Genomic DNA, 17,559 nt, shown 5'->3' with positions numbered 1-17,559 from the left:
TTGTATAATACTATTTTAAAGGAAATAAATCTATGAAATATAATAATTTAACGCAAGATGAGAAGTATATAATAGAGCAAAAAGGTACAGAATATCCATTTAGTGGTATTTATAATGATTTTTATGAAGAGGGAGTTTATCTTTGTAAAAAATGTAATGCACCTTTGTATAAAAGTGAAGATAAGTTCAAATCATCTTGTGGATGGCCAAGTTTTGACGATGAGATAGTTGGTGCTATTAAAAAAGTTCCAGATATTGATGGAAGAAGAGTTGAGATTGTTTGTCAAAAATGTGGTGGACATTTAGGACATATTTTTGAAGGAGAGGGTTTTACTTCAAAAAATATAAGACATTGTGTAAACTCTCTATCTTTGAATTTTAAATCAAAAAAAGAAAATTTGAAAAAAGCATATTTCGCAGCTGGTTGTTTTTGGGGAGTAGAATTTTTGTTTCAAAAACAAATAGGAGTTTTAGAAGTAGTTTCAGGATATATGGGTGGAGATATAGAAAATCCTACATATGAGATAGTTTGTGGTGGTTTTAGTGGACATTTAGAAGTTGTAGAAGTTATTTTTGATGAAAGTATTGTAAGTTATGAAACTTTGGCAAAACTTTTTTTTGAAATTCATGATTTTACTCAAACAAATGGACAAGGTCCAGATATAGGAACTCAATATTTAAGTGCAATTTTTTATTGTGATGAAAATCAAAAAAATATAGCAGAAGAGTTAATTGAACAATTAAATAAAAAATCTTACAAAGTTGCTACAACTTTAAGACCAAAAGTTAAATTTTATAAAGCAGAGAGTTATCATCAAAACTATTATAATAAGAGTGGAAAAACTCCATATTGTCATAGTTATAGAAAAGTTTTTTAAAATAGAGTTAAATTTTTAAAAAATTATTATAAATTTCAAACTAGAAAATCTAGTTTGAAACTCCTAAAATATAATAAATTGGTTTTTTATCAAGTCTTTCAAGTTCTACATTATATTTTTCTGCCCATTTCCAAACAGCATCATGAAACTCTTCAATTATCTCTTTTGAATCATTTTCATCACATTTTATTTTAAAAAAATCTGTTTTATTTGATAAACCAACATAGGCATTCATTTTTTTTAGGTGGTCATTTAGAGTAATTATCTGTTTTGCAAATTTTTCATAACCTTTTGTTACATCTATAGCTTTTTGAGCTTGTTTTAAAGAAGCTTCGTTGTTTGAATAACCAAGTTGTGATAGTATAACTTCAGCCGTTACATCTAGTTTCATATTTATCCTTTTAATGAAATTTGTATATACTAGCAAAACAAATTTGAAAATATGATTTAAAAGGTATAAAAAATGTCAGTTTTAATGAGTTTAGCAATGTTTCCAACAGATACAAAAGGAAGTAAAAGTAAAGAAGTAGCACAAGTTTTAGAAGTTATAAAAAGTAGTGGATTAGATTATCAATTAACATCTATGAATACAATTGTTGAAGCAAAAAATCTAAAAGAGCTATTGGATTTATTAAATCTTTGTTATTTAAAACTTGAAGAGTTAGGATGTAATAGAGTATATGCAGTTGCTAATTTTGATATAAGAACAAGTGGTGAAGATAGAATAGAAACAAAAATCAAATCAGTTGAAAAGCATATAGGAAAAGTTTCTAAATAGTTTGTGTATAATATATTGATAAATAAAAAAGGGGCAAAATGAATTTCGAAAAGTTTTATGAAAAAAGTCGTAGAGCAAATGCAAATATGAGTTTAGATGAGTTCATTGAAAAATTAAAAGAGGCAAATGGTAGTTTTATAAGTGATTTGCACTCAAAATTTATATATAGAACAAAAGATGATATATTAAAACCTTATCAAGTAGAGCTTATAAAGCTTCAATCACATCTTGAAAAGCATAATGAAAAGATGATTATACTTATGGAAGGAAGAGATGCTTCTGGAAAAGGTGGGGCTATTAGAAGAATTACAAGATATATGAATGAAAAGCATTATAGAGTGGTTGCACTTGGAAAGCCTTCAGATGTTCAAAAAACACAATGGTATTTTCAAAGATATGTAGAGCAATTTCCAAAAGGTGGTGAGCTAGTTATATTTGATAGAAGTTGGTACAATCGTGCAATGGTTGAGCCTGTTTTTGGATTTTGTACACAAAAAGAGTATGAAGTATTTATGAATAGTGTTCAAAGATTTGAAGAGGATTTAATTGACCATGGTATTCACTTTTTAAAAATTTATCTATCTGTTTCAAAAGAGGAGCAAGCAAGAAGATTTGAAGAGAGAGAAGAGAATCCTCTAAAGCAGTGGAAATTAAGTGAGATTGATTTACAAATGCAAAGTCGATGGGAAGAGTTCACTCAAAAAAAATATGATATGTTAAAGTACACAAATACTCCAAAATCACCTTGGACAATTATAAGAAGTGATAGTAAATTTTTGGCTAGACTTAATTCTATAAAAGTTATTTTAAACTCAATTCCTTATGAAGGAAGAGACGAAAGGTTAGATTTCTCAGTTGATAGTGATATTGTGATTACTGCTGAAAAAGAGCTTGAAATTATGGATTATAAGAAAAATTCAGGAATCACTCAAGGTTTAATCTAAAAGTAACTCAGGTCTATACTCAAAGTGCATGGTATCATAATGATACCATCGCCCTCCCCAAATAAAACCATGTTTCTCAAATATTTTTACAATTTCAAGAGGAATTTTGTTTTTATACTCAATATTTTTTCCTTTTTTATCCCAAAGCCAATAGTTTGAATACTCTTTATTTAAATCAATAGCTATTGCAAAACTATGGGTGCTAAGCCTATTTGTACCACTAATTTTTCTAAAATTATAAACTCCATCTGGATTTACTATATATTTTTTAAACTCTTTTGGTAGGTTATCTAGCTCTTTACTTATTTCTATTAATTTTTTATCTATACCATTGATTTTTGTGACCCATAAAGTTTTATTTTGACTTTTTTCTAACCACTTTATTTTTACAAGATTTTTTTCTATTTCTTGTCTATTTTTACCATATATCTTTTTGAAAAACTCTTCATTTCTAAATCTTCCAGCATCTTCATTTTTTGCTGGGATATAGTTTTTATTTTCATATATTTTTATATATTTCATACTCATTTGATTTTCTAAAGAGCTATTTTGAATTATTTCTTCATAGCTTAAATCTTTATTATTTGTAGAAAATTGTAGTTTTGAACCATCTTTGAAATATATAAAATTATCTTCATATTTTTCTAAAAAAAGAGGATAAGCAAGAATTAACCTTTTTGCAAGATTTTCATTTGCAAAAAGGTTTAAAGATAGTAAAAGTAGAAATAAAACTCTATTTCGCATAAACTTTTTTGATATTTTCTACTTTTGATGACATATTTAATAAGAGCATATCAGCAAGAACTAATGCCATCATGGATTCAGCAACAACACTTCCTCTTATAGCAACGCAAGGATCATGTCTTCCTTTTAGTTTACACTCTACTTCATTTCCATAAATATCAACTGTCTCTTGCTCTATAAAAATAGATGGAGTTGCTTTAAAGTATACCTTTACATTTATATCATCACCATTTGAGATTCCTCCCAAAATTCCACCACTATGGTTTGTTTTAAATCCAGATTTTCTTATTTGGTCATTGTTATCAAATCCCAAAACTCTAGATGCTAAAATACCATCACCAATCTCAATAGCTTTTACAGCATTTATACTCATCATTGCATTTGCTATTTGTGCATCTAATTTATGATAAATTGGTTCACCAAGTCCAACTGGACAATTTTTTACATTAATAAGTGCAACCCCACCAACACTATTATGAGAGTTTTTGGCTTTTAAAATAGCATTTTTTTGAGCATCTTCAACATTTGAATCAAGTGCAAAAATTTCTGAATTTCTAGCATTTTCAAAGTTAAAATTATCTGCTTTTATACCATCTATCTCACAAATTCCACTTTTTATATCAATATTTAATTCATTTAATAGAAGTTTTGCAATAGCTCCAGCTGCAACTCTAGCTGCTGTTTCACGAGCTGAGCTTCTTCCTCCACCTCTATAATCTCTAATCCCATATTTATTAAAATATGTAAAATCAGCATGTCCTGGTCTGAATAGATCTTTTATATTTGAGTAGTCACTTGATTTTTGATTTTCATTAAAAATAATCATAGCAATGCTTGTTCCTGTTGAATAACCTTCAAAAACACCACTTAAAATTTCAACTACATCACCTTCAGATCTCTTTGTTGCAAACTCATTTTGTCCAGGTTTTCTTCTATTCATTTCAGCTTGAATAAACTCTTCGTCAATTTTTATTCCAGCTGGAACCCCATCAACTATACATCCTAGAGCTTTTCCATGTGATTCACCAAATGTTGTAAATCTAAATCTATGTCCAAAACTATTCAATTCTCTTCCTCACTTAATTTAGCAATAGCAATTTTTGCAGCTGCTTGTTGAGCTAATTTTTTACTTTTTCCACTAGCTTTTCCAAAATTTTTACCATCTATCCAAATAGATACTTCAAACTCTTTTTTGTGGTCAGGTCCATATGAACCTTCAACAACATATTCAGGAATTGATGCAAATTTTGCTTGAGTTATCTCTTGCAAAGCTGTTTTATAGTCGCTAAATAAAACATCTAAATTGATTTTATCATAACAATTTTCAAGTAGATTTAAAATGATAGGTTTTAGTGTTTCTAAACCACTCTCTAGATATATTGCTCCCATTATTGCTTCAAATGCATCTGAAAGTATAGAAGATTTTGTTCTTCCTTTGTTTCTCTCTTCAGCGTTTGAGATAAATATATAATCTCCTAAATTTATCTCATTTGCTAACTTTGTAAATCCAGTTTCATTTACTAAACTAGCTCTTATTTTAGATAGTTCACCCTCATTTGATTTTGGAAATTTTGTATATAAATACTCTCCTACAATTAAGTTTAAAACAGCATCACCTAGAAACTCTAATCTTTCATTGTTGTATGGTTTTTTGAAACTTTTATGTGTAAGTGCTTCGATTATCAGGTTTTTATTTTTAAACTGATAATCCAAACACTTTTCAAGTTTTGAATAATCGCTCAATTTTTATCCTTTTTTTAAAATTATAAAAGTATAACACAAATATATTTTATTTTATTGCAGTGATTGATTTGAAAGCTCATAAGCTTTTGTTAGGTGATGCTTTACCTCTAAACTTAAAATAGAGTGACAATTTGGACATCTAGCATCATAAAAAGGGCTAGAGTGTTTACAAGATTTACAAATAAATTCAAATGTAAGATTTGTTTTTATATCTTTTTGATGGTTGTTAATTAAAATTAAAATATTCAAATCAAAATCACTACTATTTGAAACACTATTTATATAGTTTTTTGCACTATAAAGTTCATTTAAGAATTTATTATTTTTAATTTTATCAAAATCAATATCTTCTTTTTTTTGATACCATAAAATATCAATTAATTTTTCACAATCAAACATATCTATATTTGAGAAGAAGAATTCTCTATTTGATTGAATTAAAAATGTCGCAAAAATTCTTTGAATAATTTTATTTTCTTTAAAAATTTCAAATAAAAGCTCAGTTCTTTTTTCATAAGATAAAATTGAATCATTTAATATGATTAAAGTATCAAAATATACTTTTTCTACATTTACATCAACATTTAGCTCTTCTAATGCTTGTGTAATCTCTTTTGCTTTTTTAAAATTTTTTAGTTTTTCATTTACTAGTAAAAGACTTTTAAGAGCATTTTTATTTCTAGGAGAGAATTTAAGAATTCTTAAAAATATATCATTTGATCTTTGTAGAAAACCACCTTTAAAATATGTATTTCCAAGAAGTTCAAGAAGCTCTTCCTTTTTTACTCTATCTTTTACGTGTTCTAAAAGTGCTAAATATACACTTATTGCTTTATTATTATCACCCTTATGTAAAAAAGTAGATGCTAAAAGTAAAATTGAGTCAAAAGGTAGATTATAAGTTTTGTAAAGGTTTATATAGTCATTCTCTTTTAGATTTCCTAATTCAAATCTACGAGATAGTTTTCTATAATCTTTTCTTGCAGATTTTTCTTTGTAAACGCCATACGAGTATGTAAAAAAAGATATTAAAAAAATCATAAAAACCAGTAAAATTATTCCAATAATAGGGTCTCTATACTCTAAAACTAAATTATCCAATTATCTAACCTTTTTAAAATAATTAAGTAATACTTTAACATAAAAGTACATATAAAAAAATAAAAGTGTATAATCTCAAAATGATAAGAAAAGAGTCTATAGAGAGTTTAAAAAATTACCTTGATATTGTTGATGTTATTTCACAATTTTTAGAATTAAAAAAATCTGGTGCAAATTTCAAAGCTTGTTGCCCTTTTCATGGAGAAGATACTCCATCTTTTGTTGTTAGTCCTTCAAAACAGATATATCACTGTTTTGGTTGTGGTGTTGGTGGAGATAGTATAAAATTTTTGATGGAGTATGAGAAACTTTCATATCCTGAAACTATCGAAAAATTAGCTTCAATGTATAATTACACTTTGGAGTATGATACAAATAGTGTAAAAAAATCTGATAATAAAGTTCTTGAAGATATAAATGCTTTTTATCAAAAGCAGTTTTTTTTGGATGAGAATATACAAAATTATGTAAAAGATAGAGGAGTTTTTCAACTCTCAATAGAAAAATTTGAGATAGGTTATGCAAGTAGTTCTAATAGCACAATAGATTTTTTAAAGTCAAATCATTACAATCTGAACGATGCAATAGAGCAAGGAGTTATTAGCCAAGGAGAAAATGGATTATATGCAAGATTTATTGATAGATTGATATTTCCAATTTATTCAATAAATGGAAAACTTGTTGGTTTTGGCGGAAGAACTCTTACAAATCATGGAGCAAAATATGTAAACTCACCACAAACTTCAATTTTTAATAAATCCAAGCTTTTGTATGGTTATCACTTAGCAAAAGAGAAGATATATAAAACAAAAGAGATAATAGTTTGTGAAGGTTACTTAGATGTTATAATGCTTCATCAAGCTGGGTTTAATAATTCAGTTGCAACTTTGGGAACAGCACTTACAAAAGATCATTTACCACTTTTAAGAAGAGGAGAACCTAGAGTTATTTTATCTTATGATGGAGATAAAGCTGGACAAAATGCAGCTTTTAAGGCTTCTGTTATGCTTAGTCAAAATGGTTTTGATGGAGGAGTTGTTATTTTTGAAAATGGAGCGGATCCAGCTGATATGGTAAAGGATAGAAAAATAAAAGAGTTAGAAGAGCTATTTTCAAATCCAACTCCTTTTGCAAATTTTGCAATTAGTTACATTGTTTCAAGTTATAATATAAACAATCCTGTTGAGAAGCAAAAAGCATTAAGTGAAGCAAACGAATATTTAAGTAGTTTAAGCCAACTTTATCAAGAAGAGTATAAAAGATTTTTAGCTCAAAAATTAAATATAAAAGAGAGTTTGATAAAAACGTCAAATACTATACACAGAAAAAATAGTGTAGAACTTTCAAAAGTTGATATTGCAGAGCTTTGTATCATAAAATCAATATTGGATGATCCTAGAAGATTGGATATAGTTTTAGACAAGATAGATAAATCAATGTTTGAACATCATCAAGAAGAGTTTGAAGAGTTACTAAATGATATAAATAGTAGTTCTTTAAATAAAATCATATTAAATGATAAATTGGAAAGCTATGATGAGGCTAGATTAAATAGAGAGTTATTGGTTCTTTTACATAAATTTTATTCAAATAAACTTTTGACATTATCCTATGACAATAGCATGAATTTTAAAGAGAAAGTTAATCAAATAAGAAAAGTAAAAGATAATCTATATCAATTAAAACAAGGAAAACTTGTAAGTTATAATTTATGACTTAAAGAAAGTTTAATTTCTAACCACGATATACAAGTATCTAATTAGCTTGTGTGCTGATTATGTGTTAAATCAAAATTTAAAGTGATTCTTTTTGTGTCAAGCTCTTTTATGTATTTATAATAATTACTCAATGTAATATTAATATTCTCGTGTCGTAACATATAAGATACCCATTCTACCTTTTCGCCCATAGTTAAACGAATTGAAGCAAAGGTATGCCTTGTTTGATATATCCCTCTATCTTCAATATCTAGTGTTTTTAATATCTTTTTAAATAAAAGACTAATATGGCTACTATATTTCCAAGGCTCTTTACCTTGAGCTGAATAAAATATATACTCTCTTAATCCAGTCTTTAATCTTTGTTTTTCAAAAAATGGTAAGGCTTCAATTGGTAAATCTATTGTTGCCTTAGATTTTTTTGTTTTTGGTGACTGTAAAAAACCGTGTGTAAACTGTTGATTTACAGAGATTGTCATATCTTTTAAATTTACATCAGACCATCTTAAGCCACATAGTTCACCCGTTCTTAATCCAGTTAAACAAGCAATAGCTAAAAAATTTCCTATTATTGGGTCATTGTAGTCAATTATTTTTTGTACTTCTTCCATATTAAATGGATTTATTTCATAACCACTAGACTTTATTTTCGGTTTTTTAATTATAAATGGTGTTGTGCTGATAATTTCCATTAAAATAGCTTTTTCAAATGCTGGTTTTAACAAACATTCACAAGTAGAAAGAGTATTTCTATCTTCAAAAGTTTTATAAAAATCAGATATATGAATTGGTTTTATATCTACAACTTTTTTATTATCAAAAAATGGTATAATTCTACTCTTTAGTAAAGATTCATAGCTTTTAAAAGAAGTCGCTTTTAATGTTCTTTCTTTGTCTTTAAGTACTTCTTCACAAAGCTCAACAACTGTTGGTGAAGTTTTTATAACATCAAATTTTTTAAAGAACTCTTCATTTTTTGCATAGCTTTTATAAAGCTTGATATTATCTTTTGAATATTCTAACTTTGTAGATATTCTTTTCCCTCCAGAATATCTAACGTATAGTATACCTTCTCTATTGTAAAACGTCATTTTAATCCTTTTTCTTTTTTATAGGCTAAAATTCCATCTTCTACAAAGGTTATTTTAATTGTTTTCCCCTTAATCTCTTTTCTATAATGAAAATTTTTTTTAAATCTTCCATCTTTAATCATATTATTTAATGTTCCATCCGAAATATTTAAGAATGCTTTTACTCCAGCTCTTTTAGTTAAATCATATTTAGGTTTTAGGTGTTGCTCTAAATTAAATATTTTATTTTGCATTGTTTCTATTTGCTTGTAGATGGTAGGTAGTAATTTTAAAACACTGAAATCAACTGTTGTATTTGCATTATTCATTTTATTTCTCCTTTTTATATTTGTAATTTAAATTTATTTTAAAGTACCTAGAAGAGATTTATTATATAAATCAAAAAAAGTATCTTTAATTCTTTTTTGTTTGTTTTAGATAGTTTTTTGTTTAATTATAATCTATCTAATGTTCTTTTTATTTTTTATGCCTTTAAAAAGAAAGATAATGGCTCGATTTTTTAGGTTTTTAAAAACCGTTAATAAAAATGAGCAAACAACTGGTAGATTTGTTTTGTGCACTTTTAATTTATTTCCAGTTGTTATTGAATAGTTCAATTTAAAATCCTATTATCATATTTTCTCTATTGGCTTGATTTAATTCTTCAAGTTTAGAATTACTCATTGCTTTTTTGATTTGTTTTGCATTCCAATCATCCCAAAATTCACCATCATTTGTATTTTCGTAAAACTGAAAATTAGTTAAATCAAAATTACTTTTTTGTGTTAAGTTTTTATTATCCAACTCTTGCTCTAACTCTTGCTCTAACTCTTGCTCTAACTCTTGCTCTGCCGTTACATTTCCGTTACAATGTAACAATTCAGGTTTATTTTTTTTATTAGAAGCTCTATGATTTCGGACTCTTTCTGCACTTGAACTTTCGCTTCCAGTAATATCTTTTATTTGTTTAAAAAATATAGATTTATCCTCATAAATTTCTATCATTTTCATATTTTCACAAAATACTAAAGTAGCTTTAATATTTTCAACATCTTCATTTATTTTTATAGTTAATTCATCTTCAATATTTTCAAAAATACTTTCAAAAAATATAGTTCCATCATTTTTTAAACTTAGTATCATTAATTTTAAATATATGCAAGTAAAAGTATCTCCACCAGCAATTTTTCTAAGCTTTTGGATTTTTAAATCATCAAAGAATGTAGCTCCAATTTTTAACCAATAAAATCGTTTATTTATAGACTTTTTAAGTCTTTGTTTATTATTTTCATTTTTTTTCATGATAAAAAATATAATAGATTGATAAAGTCGAAGCTTTATTTAAATATTTGTATTCTTTCATCAATGAAAGCAGTTAATAAAATAGCTAGACCACTTGAAAAACTAACTCCATAATATTTAAATTTCTTTTCAGCTTTTTGCTTTAGTTCCATATTTAAAGTAGTTGAAGTTTTCCAATCTTTATTTTTTTTATTTTTTTCCATTTGAACCCCTTTTTTAGATTTAATACTTTTTATGTAAATAAATGTAAGTTTATTTATGCTAAATTACTCCATAAAACTTTATATTTTAAAGTAAAATCAAGTATTTTAAAGTATTTAAAGCAATTATAATGAGTTATAAAATTAAAGTCAAGTAAATTGGAGTATAAAATATGAAAAATATTGATTTTTTATTAAATAAATTAAGATATGTTACAAATACAAAAACAGATAAAGAACTTTGTAAATTACTAGATATAAGTTATTCAACTTTAGATACTTGGAAGAACAATGATAAAATACCACAAAAAAGACTTTATGAAATTTCTCAAAAAGTATCTATATCATTAGATGAATTGATTAGAATTATGAATAAAGAACTTAATTCAATTAATGATTTAATTGAAGAAAGAGATATTTTTTTAGAAAAAGATATAAATTTATTTAAAGACATTGGAGAAGAACTTAATTTTATTGAAAAAAAACAAGTTTTAGAAAGTCATTGTAAAAAATTTAATATTCAAATTACAGAAATAAAAAATTTAAGGATATTATATTTATTTGAGTATCTTTTTAAAGATGTAGAAAGAATAAATAAAGTAGAAGAATTAGAAGAAGATATAAAAAAGCTAATGCTAAAATATGACCCACGACTAGCAGAAGATGAACAAACAAGAAATTTATTTTATAGTTTTTTAGAAGAACAAATTAAAAATTTTGAAGATAAATCTAAAGTGTAAAATGCTTATTCATAAATTTATAAATTCAATATCAAGAAGTGATTTAAGTAATTTTAAAACATTAAAACAATTACATAGATTGCTAAACAATATTCATTATAGTCCAGAATTACATAAAAAATTATTGTTACATGATTTTTTTGCTTATCCTGAAATAGATGGTGGTAAATTATATAGTAGAGAATGGTTAAAAGTTGATAAATTTACATTAGATATTTTGATAAAGCTTTTTGTTCCTTACGCTATTGAAAAATTTATTTGTTTTTCTAACTGTAAAACTAAAAAACAAATTAATATTAATATAAAAGATATAGAATTATTTAATATTTTATATAACTCATTTAACAATGCAGGTAATATTGATCATAATATCGAAGATACAACTTTTTATGTTAAAAAACTATTATTTTTAACTTTTTATGAACAATATCAATTTCAAAAAAGAGAATATTTTTATGTAGAACTATTCAGATTATTTAATCTTTATAAAACATATTCAGAAGTAGAAGATTTTTTAATTTTAAAAATAGGTATAAATTTAAAAGAATTTTCAATATTATCTTTAATTCTTTTTAAATACATAAATCAAAATGGTAAAATAAAAATTAAATTTTCAATAGATGAATTTATTAAATATGCAAACTATGATACAATAATTTCAAAAGATATGATATTAAAATACATTAATTATATATCAATTAATGAAGAAGAATTTAAAAAAAAATATTTTGTTATTCGTGAAGATAGTAATAAAAAAGATTTAATGCCTTATAATGAGTTACAAAAAATAGATAAATATTTACCAAAGGTATCATACTTATACCCATTACTTTTGGATGAAGAACAAGATAAATTACTTCTTCTATCATATACTTCTCTTAAAATATTCTTTAAATTTGAACGAATATATTTAGATATTTATCATAATGATAATATAAAAGATTTCAAATCAAAAATACACGGACATGCAATAAATGACTATATTAAAACATTTATACAAACAAACATTTATGATAAAAAAGTAAAAATATATGGTGATGAAAAGTATTATCCTATACAAAATAATGGTAAAAAATCAAAGAATGAATGTGATGCCCCAGATGTAATTGTTGAATTTGATAATTTTGTGATAATAATTGAGTGTAAATCAAAACCTTTTGATTTACTAAATTCTTTAAAAAATTTTGGTGAAACAGAATTTAAAAGAATTAGAGAAGATAAGATAAAATCAGAACTTAATATTAAAAGATATTTTGAAAATGTTAATTCTTTTTCTAATAAAAAAGTTTATAAATTTGTATCATATTTTTTTGATAATCCTTTTATGCTAAATATCGCAGAATTTAATTTGGATAAAAAATTAGATAGTCAAAGAATTATTATTACAGATATAAAATCAATAGAACTTCTTTTTATGATTAAAGGTATTTCACTAGATGATATTTTGGATAACTTTATTAAATTAGCTCCAAGTGAAATAACAAATGAAAATTCATTTGGTATGTATATTATAGATAATTATTCAAAGTATATTGATACATCAATAATAGATGAACATATAAAGCAAACATTTAAAGATATGTTTAATTCTAAATAAAAAGACCTAAAATTTTTTTGAAAAAAAGTTTTAGCAAAAGGACTTCGTAGAACAGAGAAAATTAAAGTGTAAGCTTTTATGGGAGTTACTCCCTATCTCTGTAATAAAATAAAACCACATAATTTAAACAATTAAATCATGATATCATTTATCTTGTTTTATAAAAGTTTTCTTAAATCTTTTATCACTTGAATTAATTTTATTCAAATCAAAATAGTTTTCTAAATCGTCATAACTAATTGAAAGATTATATTCAAATTATTTATAAAACTATAGGTCAAAATGTGAAAAAAATCAGAGAAGCAAAAGGTATAAGTCAGTTAAATTTAGCAAATGGCTATAGGTCATAAATCGGTTGGAGTTATTTCCAATTGTGAAATATGCCTGCAAAATAAACATTTTAATATCGAGCAATTAGTTAAAATTGCTGATGTTTTAGATGTTAATATTAAAGATTTTTTTGAAAATATGTAATTATTCATTTTCTTCAATATAATCTGTTATCATTTCCGATATCTTCTTCATTCTTTCATTGAAATCTTTATCAAATGTACCATCATCTATATAAAATGGTTTTACATAACCAACTTTTTTGAACTCATCTAAACTATATAAAAACTCAAAATATTTATCTAAAACTTCTATTTTAGTAGTTGTTCTAGTTATCTCTTTTTTAAATTTTTCATAATATTGTTCAATTTCTTCTTCTGTATAATTATAAAAATTTTCAATACAATATTGTTCAATAAAATATTTTTGAGTCATTCCAATTTTTGTAATCCACTCTTTTAAATCTTTTTGTTTTTCTTTTATATTATTACTCATTTTGTCCCTTGTTGTCCTTTACTACTATTTTATAATTTCATTATCCTAATTTTAGGAAATATATTTAAAGGAGCCTATTATGGCACAAAAAACTCCAATGACAAAAGCTGCATCACAAAGAATCCAGTCTGCAACGGCTAGACAAAATGGAGGTCAAACTCCAAAAGGTACTTTTAGTTCAAAAACTCAAAGTATAGTTGATTCAAAATCTTCAAAAGGAAATAAATAAAATGGATACATCAAATATGACTCAAGAGGAATTAGATCTTTGGTCTGATATTAATAATCCAAATAATGACGCTGATATGGATGACTGGGCAGATGCTCATAATCCTAACAACGACGATTATCTTGACTAAAAAATGACTATGAGATTTATCTCATAGTTGACATGCACTCATTTGCTTTTACTTCAAATATCTCTAAAAAAGTATTATAATCTTTTTGATATGAAGAATAAGAGTAGTCTAACTCTGTTTTTCCTAATGCACAAGTACAAATTTCTTTTTTATATAAATAAATTTTTCTTGCTAATGGTTTTTCATAATTTGATATACAATTGTTAATAATTTCATATTCAATTTCTATTGGATATCTATTTACTTGTAAATCATATTTCTCAACAATATCATCAATATGATGTCCAGCAACTCCACCTAAAGTTAATGCCATTAATATTGATACAACTTTTTGTTTATTAGTCATCTTCACTCCATAAATATTTCATTTTAAAAGCATATTGATACAAAGCATAAAAATAAAAGAATCCTAATACTAAAAATAATAGTCCTAAAATTGTAGATAAAAAATCTATTTCTTGTGTTGAAGTTTCAATTGTAGGTTCTATTAAAGAACCTATAAAATCAACTATTATTATAAAAAATATATAAATCCAAAATTCTTGATAAAAAACTTTTTTTTGATATACAAAGCCCCATATTCCAAGTACTGATATAAAATATATTAAATAAATTAATCCTATATACATATTACTAAAAATATTACTCTCTAAAAACAAGAATTGTTCTCCCTTGTAAAAAGATACTAAAAAAGTAAACAACAAGATACCCAATAACAACAAATATATTTTCCACAAGATACTACGTTTTACTATCAAATTAAATCTCCTCTTAACCTTTCTAAAATCTTCAAAAATGTTTTATTAAAAGTAAAACTTTATTATATAAAAGTTATTTTAAATATTTGTAATTAAAATGATAAAACAAAAAAATTAATATTATAAATTGATGAGATACCTTAATTAAAAAGTTAAAACTTAAATTCCTATATGCATTGTTAGTATATCTTTAAATACTAATAATCTTGTTAATTGTAGACTATTGTCCGTTGATAAATAGTCGATAATTAAATAATATACTCCTATGAATGACAAAGAACTACAATTATTAAAACAACTCGCAGAAAAAATAAAATCAAGAAGATTACAATTAAATTTATCTCAAGAAGCATTAGCCAATAAATGTGGCTTAGATAGAACATATATAAGCTTAGTAGAAAGAAGTAAAAGAAATCCAAGTTATCTTAGTTTAGTTAAATTGTGTGATGGTTTAGAGATTGATATTAAAGAATTGATAGGAAATTGATATGGTACTTACACCTTTAACCCAACAAGAATTAACAACTTTTTTTGATGAAACTGCAATTGAAGTTATACATTTCTTCTTAAAAAAATCAATCATTTCACAACCTGAAAAGATTGAAGGACAAAATGATTTACCAATTCAAATACCAAAAGAACATATAGAACAATGGATTGTTCAAGCTTTAGGAGTTAGACCAATCGGGGCAGGTTCGTATCCCGTAGATATTATTTCTGATACATGGGGTGCAGATGTAAAAATGTTATCTTGTAAAGTAGATAACAATGGCAATTTAACAAATGCAGATAGTGGAGAAACATCATTGGCTCAAAAATTTGGTGATGGTAATTTTGGTGACGGTAATACATTAGATGCTTTATTTGCATCAAGACAATATAGTTTTATTTGGGATAGATGGAAAGAGATAATAGTAAACAAATATCAAAGAGTAATCACAGACCATAACATAGAGAATATCTATTATTTTATAGTTTTAAGAGCAGATAATCAGTTCCATTTATGTGGAATGAAAGTAAATTTGGAAGAATTAGAGAATACAAATTTAAATGAAGTTCGTTCAACAAATGATAGTATATGGATTGATAATTTTCTTCATAATAATTTCGGACACGTAAAAATTTATAAAGCTAAAAAAAGATTAGAACTAAGATTAAAACCAAAATATTGGGTTGATAACAATAGAGTTATTACATTTAATACAAATTTTGAGCAAATAAGCGCAAATATTAGAGAAAAAATTGAGAATGATAAGTTAAGTGAATATATTGATTCAATTTTAATCCCAATAATTAAACAATGAAGATTTATTATGGCTTGTATTGAAGAAAATATTGGGATTGTAGCACTTGAGGGTGGGAAATTAATAATATACAGCAATGATATTGAAATATCAAGTGTTAATGTTCCAAGACCTTATTTGGAAGCTGAAAGAAGTCAAGATAGTGTAGTTGAAGCAGATGAATATTTTAATGATGAGTTTGGAAATGAGTATATTGATCTGTCAACAATTAATTACTAATCTTTAAATTTCCTAGTTTCAACATCATATTCTTTAATACAATTAGTTGTTTTAGTTGGAGTAATTCCATCTAAAACATTTTGGATTCTTTCAGCAAATGGATAAATCCCAACAGCAGGAACTGCATTACCTATTTGTCTTCTTACTTCGGTGTTAGTTCCCATAAAAATTAAATCATCAGGAAAACTTTGTAATCTAGCTCTTTCTCTATTTGTTAAAGGTCTAGGCTCATTATAGTGATAATGCCATGTTCCACCGCCACCACTTGCGATTAATGTATATGCAGGTTTATTTCTATCTAATCTTCTATAAATATTTGACATTAATCCTTTTACTGCCAAATGAGGTGGTAAATCTTTAAAATTTCCTCCTTCTGGAATGGCTGCAATTTTTTCTCTAGTTGAATCATTAATATTCATCAAATTATTGTTAATACAATTATTGTTAATATTTTTGAAAGCATCTAGTGAAGTTAAATGTTTATTTTTATGAGTAAATTCTGGTGGTATAAAATCTGTTTCTATATCTTTTCTTATTCCAATAAATAAAACCCTTTCTCTTAATTGAGGAACTCCAAAATCTGCAAAATTAACCAAAAATATTTTTAGTTTATATCCTGTATCTTCAAATCTTTTTTTAATGATTTTTACTGCTTCACCTTTATTTGCAGATAATATACCTTTTACATTTTCAGCTAAAAAAACTTTTGGTTTAAAATATTCAACATAACTTGCATATCTTTCATATAACTTACCATTAATATCATCTTTTACCCCTGTTTGTTTTCCAACAACTGAGAAAGTAACACATGGAAAACCTCCAAGTAAAACATCAAAGTTTTCATTAGGAATTTCTTTATAATCAAATTCAATAATATTTTTATTCAAGACTTTTGTATTTTTAAAATATTTATTATCGTTTTCTAAAGTTTTACAGGCATCACTATTTATATCAAGAGCATATTTTGTATCAAATCTTAACTTGTTAAACTTATTGCCTAAATAATTAAAATCCCCATGAAATCCAATATCAAGCCCACCTGCACCTGTAAAAGTTGAAATTATTTTATAGCAACTATCTTTTACATTATCTGATTTTATTAAATTAACTTTAGCTCTATTTGTCACTTAACATCTTCCATTATAAACTTTTATATTTATTTTTTTGTTCCATTATATCAAATTATATATATCAATTAGCAGAAGTAAATCATATAACTAAAATTGCACACTACTAAATTTTATTAACTTAATAAATGTTTGTTTAATTTTTATTGGTC

General features: G+C 25.2%; 25 protein-coding genes. 12 read left to right on the top strand and 13 right to left on the bottom strand.

Annotation, left to right across the window (positions count from 1 at the left end; genetic code table 11):
- Positions 1–32: 32 nt before the first annotated feature.
- Entirely contained in the window at positions 33–878 is an 846-nt protein-coding gene (locus AC5LG6_RS00670) for a bifunctional methionine sulfoxide reductase B/A protein (RefSeq protein WP_498585440.1), read from the top strand.
- A 49-nt stretch (positions 879–927) separates the two neighbouring features.
- On the opposite strand, the gene AC5LG6_RS00665 is transcribed toward AC5LG6_RS00670, so the two are convergent.
- Entirely contained in the window at positions 928–1,269 is a 342-nt protein-coding gene (locus AC5LG6_RS00665; RefSeq protein ID WP_066157710.1) for a hypothetical protein, read from the bottom strand.
- A gap of 72 nt (positions 1,270–1,341) precedes the next feature.
- On the opposite strand from AC5LG6_RS00665, the gene AC5LG6_RS00660 reads away from it, so the two are divergent.
- Together AC5LG6_RS00660 and ppk2 are read left to right on the top strand one after the other, a co-directional pair.
- On the top strand, positions 1,342–1,656 hold the full coding sequence (locus AC5LG6_RS00660) for an MTH1187 family thiamine-binding protein (protein ID WP_498585439.1): 315 nt from the start codon (positions 1,342–1,344) through the stop codon (positions 1,654–1,656).
- 38 nt (positions 1,657–1,694) lie between these two features.
- Positions 1,695–2,600, top strand: a complete 906-nt coding sequence (ppk2, locus tag AC5LG6_RS00655) for a polyphosphate kinase 2 (RefSeq protein ID WP_498585438.1) — start codon at positions 1,695–1,697, stop codon at positions 2,598–2,600.
- Here the strand turns inward: ppk2 and AC5LG6_RS00650 are convergent.
- The 4 genes from AC5LG6_RS00650 to AC5LG6_RS00635 are packed head-to-tail and all read right to left on the bottom strand — an operon-like array spanning position 2,592 to position 6,188.
- A complete protein-coding gene (locus AC5LG6_RS00650) occupies positions 2,592–3,344 on the bottom strand; it encodes a M15 family metallopeptidase (protein WP_434280028.1) in 753 nt (250 codons plus the stop codon). The two genes, ppk2 and AC5LG6_RS00650, sit on opposite strands and share 9 nt — an antisense overlap.
- A complete protein-coding gene (gene aroC, locus AC5LG6_RS00645; RefSeq protein WP_498585437.1) occupies positions 3,334–4,410 on the bottom strand; it encodes a chorismate synthase in 1,077 nt (358 codons plus the stop codon). Before aroC ends, AC5LG6_RS00650 begins: the two co-directional genes overlap by 11 nt.
- Complete coding sequence (gene rnc / locus AC5LG6_RS00640) at positions 4,407–5,087, bottom strand: ribonuclease III (RefSeq protein WP_066157698.1); 681 nt, start codon at positions 5,085–5,087, stop codon at positions 4,407–4,409. Before rnc ends, aroC begins: the two co-directional genes overlap by 4 nt.
- Positions 5,088–5,138: 51 nt before the next feature.
- Positions 5,139–6,188, bottom strand: coding sequence for a tetratricopeptide repeat protein (locus AC5LG6_RS00635; RefSeq protein WP_498585436.1), 1,050 nt, complete (start codon positions 6,186–6,188; stop codon positions 5,139–5,141).
- An 80-nt stretch (positions 6,189–6,268) separates the two neighbouring features.
- Here AC5LG6_RS00635 and dnaG point away from each other — a divergent pair, with 80 nt between their 5' ends.
- Positions 6,269–7,903: a DNA primase gene (dnaG, locus tag AC5LG6_RS00630; protein ID WP_498585435.1), complete on the top strand. Its 1,635-nt coding sequence runs from the start codon at positions 6,269–6,271 to the stop codon at positions 7,901–7,903.
- 44 nt (positions 7,904–7,947) lie between these two features.
- Here the strand turns inward: dnaG and AC5LG6_RS00625 are convergent, their stop codons facing one another.
- The 4 genes from AC5LG6_RS00625 to AC5LG6_RS00610 form a co-directional block, all read right to left on the bottom strand.
- Positions 7,948–8,997 carry a tyrosine-type recombinase/integrase gene (locus AC5LG6_RS00625; protein ID WP_498585434.1) on the bottom strand — a complete coding sequence of 350 codons (1,050 nt, stop codon included), beginning with the start codon at positions 8,995–8,997 and terminating at the stop codon, positions 7,948–7,950.
- Positions 8,994–9,305 carry a hypothetical protein gene (locus AC5LG6_RS00620; protein WP_498585433.1) on the bottom strand — a complete coding sequence of 104 codons (312 nt, stop codon included), beginning with the start codon at positions 9,303–9,305 and terminating at the stop codon, positions 8,994–8,996. Before AC5LG6_RS00620 ends, AC5LG6_RS00625 begins: the two co-directional genes overlap by 4 nt.
- A gap of 289 nt (positions 9,306–9,594) precedes the next feature.
- A complete protein-coding gene (locus AC5LG6_RS00615) occupies positions 9,595–10,278 on the bottom strand; it encodes a phage replisome organizer N-terminal domain-containing protein (protein WP_498585432.1) in 684 nt (227 codons plus the stop codon).
- Between the two features lie 35 nt (positions 10,279–10,313).
- The gene (locus AC5LG6_RS00610; RefSeq protein ID WP_498585431.1) at positions 10,314–10,481 is read right to left on the bottom strand and encodes a hypothetical protein; all 168 of its coding nucleotides are present in this window, start codon (positions 10,479–10,481) and stop codon (positions 10,314–10,316) included.
- A 170-nt stretch (positions 10,482–10,651) separates the two neighbouring features.
- Here AC5LG6_RS00610 and AC5LG6_RS00605 point away from each other — a divergent pair, with 170 nt between their 5' ends.
- The 3 genes from AC5LG6_RS00605 to AC5LG6_RS00595 all read left to right on the top strand — a co-directional run bounded on the left by AC5LG6_RS00605 (position 10,652) and on the right by AC5LG6_RS00595 (position 13,289).
- Positions 10,652–11,218, top strand: a complete 567-nt coding sequence (locus AC5LG6_RS00605) for a helix-turn-helix domain-containing protein (RefSeq protein WP_498585430.1) — start codon at positions 10,652–10,654, stop codon at positions 11,216–11,218.
- A gap of 1 nt (position 11,219) precedes the next feature.
- Positions 11,220–12,815 carry a hypothetical protein gene (locus AC5LG6_RS00600; protein ID WP_498585429.1) on the top strand — a complete coding sequence of 532 codons (1,596 nt, stop codon included), beginning with the start codon at positions 11,220–11,222 and terminating at the stop codon, positions 12,813–12,815.
- A gap of 333 nt (positions 12,816–13,148) precedes the next feature.
- Entirely contained in the window at positions 13,149–13,289 is a 141-nt protein-coding gene (locus tag AC5LG6_RS00595; RefSeq protein ID WP_313956599.1) for a hypothetical protein, read from the top strand.
- Here AC5LG6_RS00595 and AC5LG6_RS00590 read toward each other — a convergent pair whose 3' ends face one another.
- Complete coding sequence (locus AC5LG6_RS00590; RefSeq protein ID WP_260959702.1) at positions 13,290–13,640, bottom strand: hypothetical protein; 351 nt, start codon at positions 13,638–13,640, stop codon at positions 13,290–13,292. It abuts the gene before it with no gap.
- Positions 13,641–13,719: 79 nt separating this feature from the next.
- On the opposite strand from AC5LG6_RS00590, the gene AC5LG6_RS00585 reads away from it, so the two are divergent.
- Together AC5LG6_RS00585 and AC5LG6_RS00580 are read left to right on the top strand one after the other, a co-directional pair.
- Positions 13,720–13,869: a hypothetical protein gene (locus AC5LG6_RS00585; protein ID WP_260959703.1), complete on the top strand. Its 150-nt coding sequence runs from the start codon at positions 13,720–13,722 to the stop codon at positions 13,867–13,869.
- A gap of 1 nt (position 13,870) precedes the next feature.
- Positions 13,871–13,999 (top strand): hypothetical protein, encoded by a 129-nt coding sequence (locus AC5LG6_RS00580; RefSeq protein WP_014469095.1) that lies wholly within the window; start codon positions 13,871–13,873, stop codon positions 13,997–13,999.
- Positions 14,000–14,015: 16 nt separating this feature from the next.
- Here the strand turns inward: AC5LG6_RS00580 and AC5LG6_RS00575 are convergent, their stop codons facing one another.
- Together AC5LG6_RS00575 and AC5LG6_RS00570 are read right to left on the bottom strand one after the other, a co-directional pair.
- Positions 14,016–14,345 carry a hypothetical protein gene (locus AC5LG6_RS00575; RefSeq protein ID WP_498585428.1) on the bottom strand — a complete coding sequence of 110 codons (330 nt, stop codon included), beginning with the start codon at positions 14,343–14,345 and terminating at the stop codon, positions 14,016–14,018.
- Entirely contained in the window at positions 14,338–14,658 is a 321-nt protein-coding gene (locus AC5LG6_RS00570; protein ID WP_498585427.1) for a hypothetical protein, read from the bottom strand. Before AC5LG6_RS00570 ends, AC5LG6_RS00575 begins: the two co-directional genes overlap by 8 nt.
- A 364-nt stretch (positions 14,659–15,022) precedes the next feature.
- Between AC5LG6_RS00570 and AC5LG6_RS00565 the strand changes: the two genes are divergently transcribed.
- Genes AC5LG6_RS00565 through AC5LG6_RS00555 form a run of 3 tightly spaced genes read left to right on the top strand, consistent with a single transcriptional unit; the run spans position 15,023 to position 16,280 of the window.
- The gene (locus tag AC5LG6_RS00565) at positions 15,023–15,244 is read left to right on the top strand and encodes a helix-turn-helix domain-containing protein (RefSeq protein WP_498585426.1); all 222 of its coding nucleotides are present in this window, start codon (positions 15,023–15,025) and stop codon (positions 15,242–15,244) included.
- Between the two features lies 1 nt (position 15,245).
- Entirely contained in the window at positions 15,246–16,061 is an 816-nt protein-coding gene (locus AC5LG6_RS00560; protein WP_498585425.1) for a hypothetical protein, read from the top strand.
- Positions 16,062–16,070: 9 nt separating this feature from the next.
- A complete protein-coding gene (locus AC5LG6_RS00555; protein WP_498585424.1) occupies positions 16,071–16,280 on the top strand; it encodes a hypothetical protein in 210 nt (69 codons plus the stop codon).
- On the opposite strand, the gene AC5LG6_RS00550 is transcribed toward AC5LG6_RS00555, so the two are convergent.
- Complete coding sequence (locus AC5LG6_RS00550; protein WP_498585423.1) at positions 16,277–17,407, bottom strand: DNA cytosine methyltransferase; 1,131 nt, start codon at positions 17,405–17,407, stop codon at positions 16,277–16,279. The two genes, AC5LG6_RS00555 and AC5LG6_RS00550, sit on opposite strands and share 4 nt — an antisense overlap.
- Positions 17,408–17,559: the final 152 nt, after the last annotated feature.

Source organism: Arcobacter thermotolerans (assembly GCF_983172305.1).
The sequence above is the reverse complement of the archived record's forward strand: the minus strand, read 5'-3'. Positions and strand labels throughout refer to the sequence as shown.